Source organism: Streptomyces sp. NPDC054887 (assembly GCF_053610585.1).
In genome coordinates, this window is record NZ_JBSGYQ010000006.1 from 52,746 (window position 1) to 67,162 (window position 14,417).

14 protein-coding genes are annotated in these 14,417 nt (G+C 73.4%); 7 read left to right on the forward strand and 7 right to left on the reverse strand.

The window, feature by feature from the left end; genetic code table 11:
- Positions 1-127 precede the first annotated feature (127 nt).
- Complete coding sequence (gene alc, locus ACWGH0_RS05130; protein ID WP_453402864.1) at positions 128-1,243, reverse strand: allantoicase; 1,116 nt, start codon at positions 1,241-1,243, stop codon at positions 128-130.
- On the reverse strand, positions 1,243-2,592 hold the full coding sequence (gene allB / locus ACWGH0_RS05135; protein WP_453402755.1) for an allantoinase AllB: 1,350 nt from the start codon (positions 2,590-2,592) through the stop codon (positions 1,243-1,245). The genes alc and allB overlap by 1 nt, the downstream gene beginning before the upstream one ends.
- Before the next feature lie 289 nt (positions 2,593-2,881).
- On the opposite strand from allB, the gene ACWGH0_RS05140 reads away from it, so the two are divergent.
- Positions 2,882-3,682: an IclR family transcriptional regulator gene (locus tag ACWGH0_RS05140; RefSeq protein WP_453402756.1), complete on the forward strand. Its 801-nt coding sequence runs from the start codon at positions 2,882-2,884 to the stop codon at positions 3,680-3,682.
- On the opposite strand, the gene ACWGH0_RS05145 is transcribed toward ACWGH0_RS05140, so the two are convergent.
- Entirely contained in the window at positions 3,657-4,388 is a 732-nt protein-coding gene (locus tag ACWGH0_RS05145; protein ID WP_453402757.1) for an ABC transporter ATP-binding protein, read from the reverse strand. The two genes, ACWGH0_RS05140 and ACWGH0_RS05145, sit on opposite strands and share 26 nt — an antisense overlap.
- Complete coding sequence (locus tag ACWGH0_RS05150; RefSeq protein ID WP_453402758.1) at positions 4,385-5,470, reverse strand: ABC transporter permease; 1,086 nt, start codon at positions 5,468-5,470, stop codon at positions 4,385-4,387. Before ACWGH0_RS05150 ends, ACWGH0_RS05145 begins: the two co-directional genes overlap by 4 nt.
- A gap of 110 nt (positions 5,471-5,580) precedes the next feature.
- On the opposite strand from ACWGH0_RS05150, the gene ACWGH0_RS05155 reads away from it, so the two are divergent.
- Positions 5,581-6,849 (forward strand): sensor histidine kinase, encoded by a 1,269-nt coding sequence (locus ACWGH0_RS05155; RefSeq protein WP_453402759.1) that lies wholly within the window; start codon positions 5,581-5,583, stop codon positions 6,847-6,849.
- The gene (locus tag ACWGH0_RS05160) at positions 6,846-7,490 is read left to right on the forward strand and encodes a response regulator (RefSeq protein WP_453402760.1); all 645 of its coding nucleotides are present in this window, start codon (positions 6,846-6,848) and stop codon (positions 7,488-7,490) included. Before ACWGH0_RS05155 ends, ACWGH0_RS05160 begins: the two co-directional genes overlap by 4 nt.
- A 35-nt stretch (positions 7,491-7,525) precedes the next feature.
- On the opposite strand, the gene ACWGH0_RS05165 is transcribed toward ACWGH0_RS05160, so the two are convergent.
- Entirely contained in the window at positions 7,526-7,777 is a 252-nt protein-coding gene (locus ACWGH0_RS05165; RefSeq protein WP_453402761.1) for a DUF5955 family protein, read from the reverse strand.
- Positions 7,778-8,041: 264 nt separating this feature from the next.
- Between ACWGH0_RS05165 and ACWGH0_RS05170 the strand changes: the two genes are divergently transcribed.
- Both ACWGH0_RS05170 and aceB read left to right on the forward strand, forming a co-directional pair.
- Positions 8,042-8,653, forward strand: coding sequence for a nucleotidyltransferase family protein (locus ACWGH0_RS05170; RefSeq protein WP_453402762.1), 612 nt, complete (start codon positions 8,042-8,044; stop codon positions 8,651-8,653).
- A 216-nt stretch (positions 8,654-8,869) separates the two neighbouring features.
- Entirely contained in the window at positions 8,870-10,489 is a 1,620-nt protein-coding gene (gene aceB, locus ACWGH0_RS05175) for a malate synthase A (protein ID WP_453402763.1), read from the forward strand.
- A gap of 63 nt (positions 10,490-10,552) precedes the next feature.
- Here the strand turns inward: aceB and ACWGH0_RS05180 are convergent, their stop codons facing one another.
- Both ACWGH0_RS05180 and ACWGH0_RS05185 read right to left on the reverse strand, forming a co-directional pair.
- Positions 10,553-11,776 carry a PucR family transcriptional regulator gene (locus ACWGH0_RS05180; RefSeq protein WP_453402865.1) on the reverse strand — a complete coding sequence of 408 codons (1,224 nt, stop codon included), beginning with the start codon at positions 11,774-11,776 and terminating at the stop codon, positions 10,553-10,555.
- Positions 11,777-11,829: 53 nt separating this feature from the next.
- Complete coding sequence (locus ACWGH0_RS05185; RefSeq protein ID WP_453402764.1) at positions 11,830-11,982, reverse strand: hypothetical protein; 153 nt, start codon at positions 11,980-11,982, stop codon at positions 11,830-11,832.
- Positions 11,983-12,164: 182 nt separating this feature from the next.
- Here ACWGH0_RS05185 and ACWGH0_RS05190 point away from each other — a divergent pair, with 182 nt between their 5' ends.
- Positions 12,165-13,127, forward strand: coding sequence for a DUF3068 domain-containing protein (locus ACWGH0_RS05190; RefSeq protein ID WP_453402765.1), 963 nt, complete (start codon positions 12,165-12,167; stop codon positions 13,125-13,127).
- 136 nt (positions 13,128-13,263) lie between these two features.
- Positions 13,264-14,415 carry a glycosyltransferase family 4 protein gene (locus ACWGH0_RS05195; protein ID WP_453402766.1) on the forward strand — a complete coding sequence of 384 codons (1,152 nt, stop codon included), beginning with the start codon at positions 13,264-13,266 and terminating at the stop codon, positions 14,413-14,415.
- The last annotated feature ends 2 nt before the right edge of the window (positions 14,416-14,417 follow it).

Sequence of the window (14,417 nt, forward strand, 5' to 3'; positions counted from 1 at the left end):
GCCGCCTGGTTCTTTTTTTTATACGCCCCTGCCTGCGCCCGGCGGGTGGGGGGGGGTGGGGGGGGGGGGCGGGCGCGGGGGCGGCCCCCCCCCGCCCCACTCCGCGTTCAGGGGTGCGGCCCGCGCGTCAGCCGCCGAGCTCCTGGTGCCGGGCCGCAAGGCGCGCCGCGCCGGTCTCGGTCAGGGAGCCGAAGAGGCGCAGCCGGGAGACGCCGCCGTCCGGGAAGATGTCCATCCGTATCTCGGTGGCCGCGGGGACCGAGCCCAGGACGAAGCGGTGGTTCGTGTCGGGCTGGAGCCGGGTCCGGGGCAGGATCTCGGTCCACGCGCCGTCGGCCCCGTCGCGCACCGAGAGCGCCGCCCAGCCGGCCGAGTTGCCCTTGAGGTACGCGGTGTCGATCTCGACCGCGCGGATCTCGGCCTGCTCCACCAGGTGGTAGTGGATCCAGTCGTTGCCCTTGTCGCGGCGGCGGCGGGTCTCCCAGCCGTCGTCCATCTTGTGCGAGCGGCCCGGCTGGATGGTGTTGGTGGCCGGGGAGTAGAAGCGGTCGGAGGCGTCCTCGACCCGGCCGCCGTTCTCCAGGGCGACGAGGTCGAACGTACCGAGGGTGGCGAGCCAGGCCGGGTCGGGCGCGACCTCGCCGTAGACCCGCAGGCGGGCGATGCCGCCGTCGGGGTGCTGGTTGACGCGCAGGTGCGTGAAGCGCTGCTCGACGTCGACGGCGAAGCCGTTGGCCGCGTGGCCGCCGACCGCCGTACGGGGTACGAGGGTCACCCACTTCACGTCGCCGGCCAGGAGGTCCTCGGGCGAGGGCGAGCCGGGCACCGACGCGGCCTCCACGGAGACCGCCTGCGGGTAGTTGCCCCGGAAGTGGGCGGTGTCGATGACGATTCCGCGTACGACGCCGGGCGCTCCCAGGCGTACGAGGGCCCAGTCGTGGTCCTCGTCGGTCGGGTGCGGCTGCTGGGCGCTCACACCGCGGCGGCGGCGCGTCTCCCAGCCGTCCATGATCTTGCCCTTGTGCCCGAAGTGCTCGGGGTCGAACTCGGCGTCGCCGGTGCGCAGCATGTTCTCGCGCTCGGCGAAGAACTCGTCGTTGGCGGCGATGACGCCCGCGCCGAGCCGCCGGTCCGCGAGGTCCGCGAAGTGAGTGAAGGGGAAGTCGGCGGTGCGGTAGTCGGCGTACGGGTCGCCGCCGCCGTACGGGCTCGCGTCACCGGTGAAGGAGGGGATCGCCACGATCAGTTGTTCCTTTCGAGCAGCCGGCCGGTCGGCTCGGCCAGAGTGCCGTTGTCGGCGATGCGTACGCCCCGCAGCCACGTCGACCTGACGACGCCGTGCAGGGTCTTGCCCGCGTACGCCGTCACCTGGTTGCGGTGGTACAGCTCCGCCGGGTCGACGGTGAAGGTCTCGTCCGGGGCGAGGACGGCGAAGTCGGCGTCACGGCCGGGCGCGATGGCGCCCTTCTGCGGCAGGCCGGCGAGTTCGGCGGGGGCGGCGGACATCCAGCGGACGACGTCCTCCAGCGTGTGGCCCCGGCGCCGGGCCTCGGTCCAGATCGCCGGTAGTCCCAGCTGGAGCGAGGAGATGCCGCCCCACGCGGAGGCGAAGTCGGGGGTCTTGAGATCGGTGGTGCACGGGGAGTGGTCGGAGACGATGCAGTCGATCGTCCCGTCCGCGAGCCCCTGCCACAGCGCGTCCTGGTTCTCCGCCTCGCGGATCGGCGGGCAGCACTTGAACTCCGTGGCGCCGTCCGGGACCTCCTCGGCCGTGAGGGTGAGGAAGTGCGGGCAGGACTCGACCGTGACGCGCACGCCCTCGCGCTTCGCCGCCGCGATGAGCGGCAGCGCGTCGGAGGACGACAGGTGCAGTACGTGGACCCGGGCGCCCAGCCGCTTGGCGTGCGCGATCAGGCCCTCGATGGCGGTGTTCTCGGCGTCGCGCGGCCGGGAGGCGAGGAAGTCGGCGTACGCGGGGCCGCTCTTCTGCGGGGCGGTCTCCAGGTGGTGCGGGTCCTCCGCATGCACGATCAGCTGTCCGCCGAAGCCGGTGATCTCGGCCATCGAGCGGGCGAGCTGCTCCTGGTCGAGCTCGGGGAACTCCTCGACGCCGGAGGGCGACAGGAAGCACTTGAAGCCGAAGACGCCGGCGTCGTACAGGGGCCGCAGGTCCTTCACGTTGGACGGGATCGCACCGCCCCAGAAGCCGACGTCGATGTGCGCCTTGCTGCGGGCGACGTCCTGCTTGGTGCGCAGGTTGTCGACCGTGGTGGTCGGCGGCAGGGAGTTCAGCGGCATGTCGAGGAGCGTGGTGATGCCGCCCGCCGCGGCCGCGCGGGTGGCGGTCCAGAAGCCCTCCCACTCGGTGCGGCCGGGGTCGTTCACATGGACGTGGGTGTCGACGAGGCCGGGGAGCAGGACGTCGTCGGCGAAGTCCTCCAGCCGGGCGCCGGCCGGCACCTCGGCGTCGTACGGCAGCACGGCCGCGATCTTCCCCTCGGCGACGGCCACCGATGCGGCGCGCGTCCCCTCGGGGGTGACGACGCGCGTCGAGCGCAGTACGAGGTCCACGTCGGGCACCCTGTCCCTCACTTCCGTAGGAGAAAGAATTCAACGAACTGTTGAAGGAGTCTTCACTTCGGGGTGCTGCCCGTCAAGAGCACCCCGCCCACTTGGACCTTTCCACAAAGTGGAAGTGGAATTTCGTAGCGCAGAAGGTGACTATGTACGAGGGGAGCATCCCCGGTTCGTCCCGAGTGACCGCCGACACAGGGACAAACACCCCTCTGACCGGCCCGGACGCCGTGACGCGGCCCGTGTGCTCCGCGCACCCGCCGGGTAGGCTGCTGCCTTGCCCATCCGCCTCGAAAGGACCGTTGACGTGCCGTCGTCCAACGCCACCACCGACGCTTCCAAATCTGCCGCACCCAGCGGTGGTGTGCAGTCCCTTGAGCGCGCCTTCGATCTCCTGGAGCGGATGGCCGACGCGGGCGGCGAGGTCGGCCTCAGCGAGCTCTCGGCCAGCAGCGGCCTGCCGCTGCCCACGATCCACCGTCTGATGCGCACGCTCGTCGCCTGCGGCTACGTGCGCCAGCAGACGAACCGGCGCTACTCGCTCGGCCCGCGCCTGATCCGCCTCGGCGAGAGCGCGTCCCGGCTGCTGGGCACCTGGGCCCGCCCGTACCTGGCCCGCCTGGTCGAGGAGACCGGCGAGACCGCGAACATGGCGCTGCTGGACGGCGACGAGATCGTCTACGTCGCCCAGGTGCCGTCGAAGCACTCGATGCGGATGTTCACCGAGGTCGGCCGCCGGGTGCTGCCGCACTCCACGGGCGTCGGCAAGGCGCTCCTCGCGCACACGCCGCCGGAGGAGGTGCGGGCGCTGCTCGCCCGTACGGGCATGCCGACCGCCACCGAGAAGACGATCACCACCCCCGAGGGCTTCCTCGACGCCCTGGAGCAGGTCCGCAGGGCCGGTTACGCCGTGGACGACGGCGAGCAGGAGATCGGCGTCCGCTGCCTCGCGGTCCCGGTCCCCCACTCCCCCACGGCCGCCGCCATCTCCATCTCCGGGCCGGCCGGCCGCGTGACGGAGGCGGCCACCGAGAAGATCGTGCCGATACTCCAGGAAGTCGCCCAGGACCTCTCGGTCGTGCTCACCAACAACGGCACGCAGGGCTGACCGCGCCCGGCCCGGCCGCTGCTCCGGACGGACGGCGGCCGGCCCGCACCCGGCCGTCCGCCATCGTCACCACCGTGTCCGCCCGCTCCAGGTGCGCCCGGTCGTGCGTGACGAGGACCGTCGCCGTGCCCCGTTCGCGCGTCAGCGTCACCAGCAGGTCGAGCACCGCCGCGCCCCGCTCGTGGTCGAGGGCGCTGGTCGGCTCGTCGACCAGCAGGACCGCCGGCTCGTTCATCAGCGCGCGGGCGATGTTCACCCGCTGGCGCTGACCCCCCGACAACTGGTGCGGGCGGCGGTCCGCCCGGTCCGCGAGCCCCACCGCCGCCAGCAGGTCCCGCGCCCGCTGCCGGGCCCGGCGCGGCGGGCGGCCCGACAGGTGGGCCATCACCTGGAGCTGCTCCGCCGAGGTGAGCGACGGCAGCAGGTTCGGCTGCTGGAAGACGATCCCGACGCGGGTGCGCCGCAGCTCCGCCCGCTCGGCACCGCTCAGGTCACCGGTGACCGTACCGTCGACGACGACCCGCCCCCGGTCCGGTGCGACGAGTGTCGCGGCGACCGCGAGCAGGCTCGACTTGCCGGAACCCGAGGGCCCGACGACGGCGGTGAGCGAGCCCGCCGCGACGTCGAGCGTGACGTCGTCGAGGGCGGTCAGCCGCGCGGCCCCGTCGGGATAGGTGAGGGTCACGCCGGTGAGGGACAGGGTCATCGGACACTCCCGAGGGCGACGAGGGGATCGACGGCGGTGATGCGCCGGACGGACAGCGCGGCGCCGGCGACGCCGAGGCCGGCCGTGACGGCGGCGGGCACGAGCAGCGTCACCGGGTCGAGCACGAACGGGACGGCCCCGGCGACGGCGGCGCCGGTCAGCGCGGCGAGCGCGGCCCCCAGCGACGTACCGGCGCCCAGCAGCAGCACGGCCTGGCCGAGCGCGTCGCGCAGCAGGTACGGCGTGGAGGCCCCCAGCGCCTTGAGGACGGCGACGTCGCCGCCGCGCTGGATCGTCCAGACGGTGAAGAAGGCCCCCACGACGAGCGCCGAGACGGCGAACAGGAACCCGCGCATCAACCGGAGCGAGCCGTTCTCGGCCTCGTAGGACGCGAGGGCGCTCAGCGAACCCTCGACCGTGCGGGTCTCGGTGCCCGCCGCCCTGTCGCCCGCCGCCAGGTCCGCGCCGTCCGCGACGGTGAGGGCGACGACGGTGGCCCGCTCCTCCGCGGTCCCGCCGCCGCCCGCGGCGAGCCGCTGCCAGTCGTCGAGCGTTGTCCACACCACGGGCGTGTGGCTGTACGCGTCCTCTCCCGCCACGGCGGCCACGGTCGTCCTCACGCCGCCGATGTCCACCGTGTCGCCGGGCCGGGCGTCCAGGTCGCCGGCCGCCCGCAGCGACAGCACGACCCTGCCGGGCCCGAAGCCCTCGACGTCGGGCGCGGGCCCGGAGCCGGGTTCCGCGCCGAACACCGAAACGGCGGCCGTCCGCTCCCCCGCCCGCGCGTTCGCGGTACGGATGCCGAGCGGTTCGGCGGCGGTGACGCCTGGCTGCCGGGCCCACGCCCGCCAGGCGCTCTCGGGCACGGAGGACTGGGTGAACGACACCTCCTGCCCTTCGGGCGGCCGGCCGAAGGCCAGCCGGTCGGCGGGAAGCGAGGTGATGGCCGAGGTGTTGTCCCTGGCCAGTCCGGCGGTGAGGCCGGACAGCAGAGTGACGAGCAGGGTGATGAGCGCGACGACCGTGCCCATGAGCGCGAAGCGGCCCCGGGCGAATCCGATATCTCTCCATGCGACGAACATGATCCGAGCCTGGCCGCGCGGGCGTGTGAAAACATCGCGCCAGGGATCGTCGCGACATCCATCCTTCGGTTGACGGAGCGACCGCGCCGGAGCCCTACGCTGGACACGCCATGGACCCCAGCTCTTCCCACCCCGGTACCGCCGCCGGCCTCGCCCTCACCGGCCCCGCCGTTCCCCTCACGCGCGTGCTCGGCCCCTCCCTCCCCGCCCGTCCCCTCACCCCCGTGGTGCGCGGACTGCGGCTGTGCCTGCACGCCCTGCTCGGCGGGCTGCTGGCGCTCGCCGCCGTGAAGGCCGTGGCAGGCGGCGCCCCGGACGCGACGGCCGTCGTTCTCGCGGCCGTCACGATGGCCGTCGTGTACGCCGTCGGGGCGCTGAGCCCCGCCGTCGACCGCTCGCCGCGCGCCGCCGCCGGCTGGCTCGCGGCGCTGGGTCTGGCCTGGCTGATACTCCTGGCCCTGACGCCCGACGGGCTGTGGGCGGCCTTCCCGCTGTACTTCCTCCAGCTCCACCTGCTGCCGGTGCGCCGGGGCCTGGCCGCCGTCGCCGCGACGGCGGGCGGGGCCATCGCCGGCTTCGTCCTGCACGGGCGGACGGTGACGCCCGGCACGTTCGTCGGACCGCTGCTCGGAGCGGCCGTCGCCGTGGCGACGGTCCTGGGGTACCAGGCGCTGTACCGGGAGAGCGAGCGGCGCCGCGAGCTCATCGACGAACTGCTCGCCACCCGGGAGGACCTCGCCGCCGCCGAGCGGACGGCGGGGACGCTGGCCGAGCGCGAGCGGCTGGCCCGCGAGATCCACGACACGCTCGCCCAGGGACTGTCCAGCATCCAGCTCCTGCTGCGCGCCGCCGAACGCGCGCTGCCGGCCGGCGACCCGGCGGGCGTCCACGTCCGGCGGGCCCGCGAGGCGGCGCAGGACAATCTCGCCGAGGCCCGCCGCTTCGTACGGGCCCTGACGCCGCCCGACCTGGAGCACGGCTCGCTGGCCGCCGCGCTGGAGCGGCTGTGCGCGGCGACACCGGAGCCCGCCGTGCGGTTCGCCGTGAGCGGCACGCCGGTGGAGCTGCCCACTCCGTACGAGGTGGCACTGCTGCGCGTCGCCCAGTCCGCGCTCGCCAACACGGTGCGGCACGCGGCGGCGACGCGCGCCGAGATCACCCTCAGCTTCATGGAGACCTCGGTGTCGCTGGACGTCGTGGACGACGGCGTGGGTTTCGACCCGTCGGCCCCCCGCCCGCGCGCGGGCGACGGTTTCGGGCTGCCCGCGATGCGGGCGCGGGCCCGGTCGCTCGGCGGCGCCCTGAGCGTCGAGTCCGCGCCGGGGCAGGGCACGGCCCTGGCGATCACCCTGCCGCTGCCGGCCGGTGATCCGCAGTGACGGCCACCGGCGGTCCGGTGCGCGTCCTGCTCGCCGACGACCATCCCGTCGTACGGGCGGGCCTGCGCGCCGTACTCGACACGGAGAAGGACCTCCTGGTCGTCGCGGAGGCCGCCACGGCGGAGCGCGCGGTGGAGCTGGCGGCGGCGGACGACGTCGACGTCGTCCTGATGGACCTGCAGTTCGGGCCGGGCCGCATGCACGGGTCGGAGGCGACCGCCGCGATCACCGCGCGCCCCGGCGCGCCCCGGGTGCTCGTCCTGACGACGTACGACACGGACGCCGACATCCTGGCGGCGGTGGAGGCGGGTGCGAGCGGCTACCTGCTCAAGGACGCGCCCCCGGAGGAGCTCGCGGCTGCGGTGCGCACGGCGGCGGCCGGCCGGTCCGCGCTGGCGCCGGCCGTCGCACACCGGCTGATGGACCGGATGCGCACGCCGGCGGCGGCGCTGACCCGGCGCGAGATCGAGGTGCTCCAGCTGGTCGGCGAGGGCATGTCCAACCTGCGGATCAGCAAAGAGCTGTTCCTCAGCCAGGCGACGGTCAAGACCCATCTGGTGCACATCTACGCCAAGTTGGGCGTCGACTCGCGCACCTCGGCCGTGGCGGTGGCGACGGCCCGCCGGCTCATCCGGCGCTGAGTCGGCGGGCCGGTTCCGTCCGCCGGTTTCGTCCGTCAGTCCCGTCCGAAGAGCTCGATCGCGTTGCGCACCTGGGCCAGGGCCTGGGACAGCGCGCTGACCGAGCCGATGCACCCCACGACCAGCAGCAGCGAACGGCGCAGCCGCATGATCTCGGGCACGCCGCTGAGCGCCATGGCGTGCAGCGACGCCAGTTCGTCCTCCGCGACGCCCCGGTCGGGGAGTTCGGCGGGGTGCCCGGCCAGTTCCCGGCGCAGGTGCGAGACGGCGGCACGCAACTCCGTCACTCGCGGGTCCTCGCCGTCCCCGGTCACGCACCCCTGTTCCACACTTCTCAACAAGGTCTCTCCCCCTCGCACGATGACGTGCAGGTCCTGCCAGTGGTCCGGCCCCGTACGCCGTTGGTCGGACGGCGTGCACAGAGGCCGGGGGTCAGTTAACGCCAACCGGAGGGTTGTACGCCACTTGGCCCCCGCTCAGCGGTCAGGACCGGAGTCGGCCGGCGGGAACGGGCCGTCGGCGCCCCTGCCGGATGAGGTAAGCAAGGGCCCATGGCACACACAGGGAACGAGGGAGGCGGCGGCGTCGCGGGGCTGCTGCTCGCGGCGGGCGCGGGCCGGCGGCTCGGCGGGCGGCCGAAGGCGCTGCTGGAGTACCGGGGGAGGCCGCTGGTCGAGCACGCGGTGCGCGTGCTGCGCGAGGGCGGCTGCGGTCCGGTGCACGTGGTGCTGGGGGCGTCGGCGGAGCGGGTGCGCGAGCGCGCCGACCTGAGCGGCTGCGTGCTGGTCGACAACCCGGAGTGGGACGAGGGGATGGGCTCGTCGCTGCGGGCCGGCCTGGCGTCCCTGGCCGGCACCGGAGCCGGGGCCGCGCTGGTCTCGCTGGTCGACCAGCCGGGCATCGGCGCGCGGGCCGTGGGCCGGGTGGCGGCGGCGTACCGCTCGCCTTCGAGCCTGGTGGCGGCGGCGTACGGCGGGGAACGGGGGCACCCCGTGCTCTTCGGCTCCGGGCGGTGGGCGGACATCGCGAGGACTGCGACGGGCGACCGGGGGGCACGCGCCTATCTGAGGCAGCACGCGGACGCGGTGACGCTCGTCGAGTGCGGGGACGTGGCCGCGGCGTACGACATCGACACGCCGGAGGACCTGTTCCACTTGGAGTGACCGGGGTGGCACTGAGCGACAGTTTCTGTCGACCAGGAGAATCTCGACATCAACAGACCGTTGAACTTCCACCATGAGGAAACTACTATCCACACGTCAGAAGCGCCCTGCACCATCCGGCGGCGCCCGCGACCGTACCTCGGAGCCATGGCACTTAGTGCCGTTCTCAGGCGACCCGGCGGCCGGCAGGCTCGCCCGCGTAAGGAGTGACAGCTCATGTCCGCACCAGCGCCGTCCCCGCTGGCCATCGTCGATGCCGAGCCCCTGCCCAGGCAGGAAGAGGTCCTGACCGACGCGGCTCTCGCCTTCGTGGCCGAGCTGCACCGGCTGTTCACGCCCCGCCGTGACGAGTTGCTCGCCCGCCGCGCCGAGCGCCGCGCCGAGATCGCCCGCACGTCGACGCTGGACTTCCTCCCGGACACCGCACAGGTCCGCGAGGGAGACTGGCAGGTCGCGCCGGCCCCGGCCGCGCTCAACGACCGCCGCGTGGAGATCACCGGTCCGACCGACCGCAAGATGACCGTCAACGCCCTGAACTCGGGCGCCAAGGTCTGGCTCGCCGACTTCGAGGACGCGTCCGCTCCCACCTGGGAGAACGTCGTCCTCGGCCAGCGCAATCTGATCGACGCGTACACGCGCCGGATCGACTTCACCGACCCGAAGTCCGGCAAGACGTACGCCCTCAAGCCGGCCGAGGAGCTGGCGACCGTCGTCATGCGGCCGCGCGGCTGGCACCTCGACGAGCGCCACCTGCGCTTCGACGGCCGTCCGGTGCCGGGCGCCCTCGTCGACTTCGGCCTGTACTTCTTCCACAACGCCAAGCGGCTCATCGAGCTCGGCAAGGGCCCGTACTTCTACCTGCCCAAGACCGAGTCGCACCTCGAAGCGCGGCTGTGGAACGACATCTTCGTCTTCGCGCAGGACTACGTCGGCATCCCGCAGGGCACCGTCCGCGCGACCGTCCTGATCGAGACGATCACGGCGGCGTACGAGATGGAGGAGATCCTCTACGAGCTGCGCGACCACGCGGCGGGCCTCAACGCGGGCCGCTGGGACTACCTCTTCTCCATCGTCAAGAACTTCCGTGACGGTGGCGCCAGGTTCGTCCTCCCGGACCGCAACGCGGTCACGATGACGGCCCCGTTCATGCGCGCGTACACCGAGCTGCTCGTCCGCACGTGCCACAAGCGCGGCGCGCACGCCATCGGCGGCATGGCGGCCTTCATCCCGTCCCGCAAGGACGCCGAGGTGAACAAGGTCGCCTTCGAGAAGGTCAAGGCCGACAAGGACCGCGAGGCCGCCGACGGCTTCGACGGCTCCTGGGTCGCGCACCCGGACCTGGTGCCGATCGCGATGGCGTCGTTCGACGCGGTCCTGGGCGAGAAGCCGAACCAGAAGGACCGGCTGCGCGAGGACGTCTCGGTGGCGCCCGGCGACCTGATCGCCATCGACTCGCTGGACGCGGTCCCGACGTACGAGGGCCTCGTCTCGGCCGTCCAGGTCGGCATCCGCTACATCGAGGCGTGGCTGCGGGGCCTGGGCGCGGTGGCGATCTTCAACCTGATGGAGGACGCCGCCACGGCGGAGATCTCCCGTTCGCAGATCTGGCAGTGGATCAACGCGGGCGTCGTCTTCGAGAACGGCCGGAAGGCGACCCCGGAGCTGGCCTGCGCCATCGCCGCCGAGGAACTGGCCGCCATCCGCGCGGAGATCGGCGACGAGGCGTTCGCCGCCGGCAGGTGGCAGCAGGCGCACGACCTGCTGCTCACCGTCTCGCTCGACGAGGACTACGCCGACTTCCTCACGCTGCCGGCGTACGAGCAGCTGCGCGGCTGACCACCGCCCGCACCCCGCCCTCCGCCCCCGGTACCGCACAGACCCGGGGGCGGAGGCACCGGGTCAGCGGATCGGCTCGCTCAGCTCACCGCGCAACCGCTGCGCCCGCAGCACCAGTTCGAGCTCGAAGCGGCGGTCCGGGTCGTCGACCTCGTCGCCCCACAGCTCGCGGATCTGCCGCATCCGGTAACGCACGGTCTGCGGGTGCACCCCCAGCCGGGCCGCCACCTCCGGCGCCCCGCCGCGCGTCTCCAGCCACGCCAGCAGCGTCTCCGCGAGCCGCCGCCCCTGCGTGGGGCCGCAGCCGGCGAGCGGCGCGAGGCAGCGGCGCGTCAGGTCGCCGATGAGCTCCTCGGGCGGCAGCAGCACCAGCGCCTCGGTGTACTCGGTGCAGTGCAGCAGCCGGCCGGAGGGCAGCAGCCCCCGCTCCATGAGGCGTACGGCGGCCGCCGCCCAGCGCAGCGACTTCGCTGCCTCCGCCAGCGCCACGGCGGGGCCGAGCGCCCCGGACCAGCCCCGCATCGACCGGCGCAGCAGCTCGGGCCGCCCCGCGAGCGCCGGGTCGGGCACGACGATCAGCGGCTGCTCGCTCTCCATGTCCAGCAGTACGCCCTGGCCCACCGCCGGGGTGACGCAGGCGCGCGACGGCCGCAGCAGCACCCCCACGGCGACCCGCTCGGGCAGCGGCCACCCGATCCGGGCGGCGTGCTCGGCCAGCGACCGGGCGCGGACCGGGTCGTCGGGCTCGCCGTACTCCGCGATCAGCGCCTGCGTCAGCTTCCGCTGGAGTCGCAGCCGCTCCCCCGCCTGCCGGGCGGCGGCCTCGGCGTACCCGCGTACCGTCTGGTCCACCAGGCCGTCGAGGAAGGCGAATCCGGACTCGGCGAGTTCGTACATCGCGGGCGGCGGGATGCGCACCTGCTGCCCGATCTCGGCGAGCCGCCGCCAGGCGAGGCGGACGCCGAGCCGGTACATGGCCTGGAGGGAGTCCAGGGAACGGCCGTGCAGCCCCTCGCCGCGCCCGAACTCCTGGAAGACCTCCAGATGGACGTGCGGACGTCCCTTCTCCAGGACCAGGTGCTGGACGAAGTCCTCCAGGGCGCGCCGGATGCCGACGAGGGCGATCAGTTCGCCCGACTCGTCGACGAGCAGCGGCAGTTTGGGGTGCTCGCGGCAGATGCAGTCGAGGATCTCCCGCGCCAGCGCGGGGACTTCGCGCATGGCCAGGTCGGTGAACTGCCGTAACTGGAGGCGGGGCACTGCGCCCCAGGCCGACCCGTCGCCCATGCGTCGCTCCCCGTCCGCCGCGGTCGTCTCCACTCGGGGCACTCCCAGCGTGGTCATTTCCCGGGCGTCGCCGACTCGTAGCTGATCAACGGCACATTGGGCTGCTCCGGCGTGGCGTCGAGCAGGGCCACGACGGCGAAGGCGGCGCCCACGGCGAGGGCGGCGGCGGCAACGACGGTGAGCGCTGCGGCGAGGAATCTGGACATGGTCGGGTCAGCCTCTCTGACGCTGTGACCCCACCGGTGTCCCGCCGGCCCCGTCCGGCAAGTGTCCAGTGTCGGCACTCCATTGACAGTCCGTCAAGAGCGCGCCTACGGTTCCCGGCCCATACGCACGTGCACGTGTCCGCCGAGCCATCCCCCCGCCGGCCGCCTCTGGAGTCGCCCGTATGCGTCGCACCGCATCCCCCCTGTCGCTGGCCCTGCTGGGCGCCGGCGTGTTCCTGCTCGTCCTCGCCCCGATGCTGGCCTGGTACGTGGAGCCGCGCGCGAAGCGCACCCCGATCGACGTGGCCGTCACGACGGTCTTCACCGGCCCCGGACGCTACTTCGACACCGGCGAGATCAAGACCCTGAGGAAGGACCTCACGATCACCCGCCAGGTACGGGGCGACGTGGCCGACAGCGAGAAGAGCGGCAGGGCGATCTGGGACGTCTCCACCTCGGTGGACACCGAGGACACGCTCCCGGCCGCCGACACCCACGACTCGCTCCAGTGGACGCTGGAGCGCTGGGTCACCGACCGCCGCACCAACGAGCCGGTGCACTGCTGCGGTGAGAAACCAGCCTTCGACGGAGAGGCTTACCTCAAGTTCCCCTTCGACGTTCAGAAGCGCTCGTACCGCTGGTGGGACAGTACGCTCGGCTCGACGGTCCGCCTCCGCTTCGCGGGTGTGCGGAGCGTCCAGGGGTACGAGGGCTACCGCTTCACCGGCGCCGTCGAGCCCGCGCGGACCGGCACCCGGCTGGTCCCCGGGCGGCTCGTCGGGCTGCCGAAGCGGAGCCAGGTGCTCGCCGAGGAGTGGTACGCCAACCACGGCATCGAGCTGGTCGTCGACCGGCGCACGGGCCGCATCGTGAACGCCGCCATCGGCCCGCGCAAGACGCTGCGCGCGCCCGGCGGGAAGCGGGACGAGGTGGTGCTGCTGGACAGCCGCCGCCTGGAGTTCACCCCCGCGACGCAGCGGGCCCAGGTCGAGCTCGCCTCCTCCGACAGCGACCGGCTGGAGCTGGTGGGCGAGACGCTGCCGCTGGGCGCGGGCGGGGCGGGGGCGCTGCTCGCGGCAGTGGGCGCGGTGCTCGTCGTACGGGGGCGGGAGGCGCGCGGGACCACGCCTGTCATCACATTGTGATGACACATCAGCTCACACCGGGCGGGAAATTGTCACCGAGGTGAGTAGCCGCATCGAACAGCGTGCCGAAAACTTACCTCCCCACCCCGAGCACGGCCCCCACCGGTTCCGCACCCTGAAACGAGTTGGAGCTCGCATGCCCCAGCACGTGCCCCCCACCCTGCACGATGCGAAACCCCAAGAGACGCACCCCGCACTCCCGCACCCCACGTCCCGGCACCCCCGCCGGATCGTCTTCCTCTCCCGCCGCGACCTCGGCAATCCCGCCGCGGGCGGCTCCGAACTCCTCGTCGACCGCCTCGCGGACGGCCTGACCGCCCTCGGACACCAGGTGACGCTGCTGTGCGGAGGCCCGGCGGCGTACCGCGACTACCGGGTCGTCTCGGCCGGCGGCGACCTCGGCCACTTCGTCAAGGCGCGCCGCGCCTTCGCCCGGCAGGTCGGCGACTGCGACCTGCTGGTCGAGGTCTGCAACGGTCTGCCGTACCTGACCCCGCTGTGGCACCGCGGCCCCACACTCTGCCTGGTCAACCACGTGCACACGGAACTGTGGGGCATGCGCTACCCGGGCCCCGCCGCCGGTCTCGGACGCCGGCTGGAGCACTGGGCGCTGTCGGCGGCCCAGCGCGACAACCTGCTGGTCGCCGTGTCGAGCTCCACGGCGGGCGCGCTGACCGCGCTCGGCGTGGACCCCGGACGCATCCGCGTCGTGCACAACGGGGTGGAACAGCCGACGGACCGCGCGCCCCGCTCCGCGCAGCCGCTCTTCCTCGCGATGGGCCGGCTGGTCGAGTACAAGCGCATCGACCTGCTCCTGCGCCTGTGGGAACGGGTACGGCCGGTCACCGGCGGCAAGCTGGTGATCATCGGCGACGGGCCGCAACGCCGGAGCCTGGAGGCGCTCGCCGGGCCCGACGTGGTCTTCAAGGGGCACGTCTCCGAGGCCGAGAAGCACCAACTGCTGTGCGCGGCGCACCTCTTGCTGCACCCCTCGGCGGTCGAGGGCTGGGGCCTGGTGGTGACCGAGGCGGCGACCCGGGGCACCCCGGCGATCGGCTTCGACGTACCGGGCCTGCGGGACTCGATAGCCGACGGGGTGACCGGCGTGCTCGCCCGCGGCGAGAGCTCGTTCGCCGCGGCCTGGTGCACGCTGGCCCTGAGCACCGAGCGCCGCGAGGCGATGGGCCGCGCCGCCGCCGCGCGGGCCGCGCACTACCGGTGGAGCAGTACGGTGCGCCAGTTCCGGGCGGTGGCGGCGGAGGCGGCCCTTGCCCACCGGCGGAGGTGACC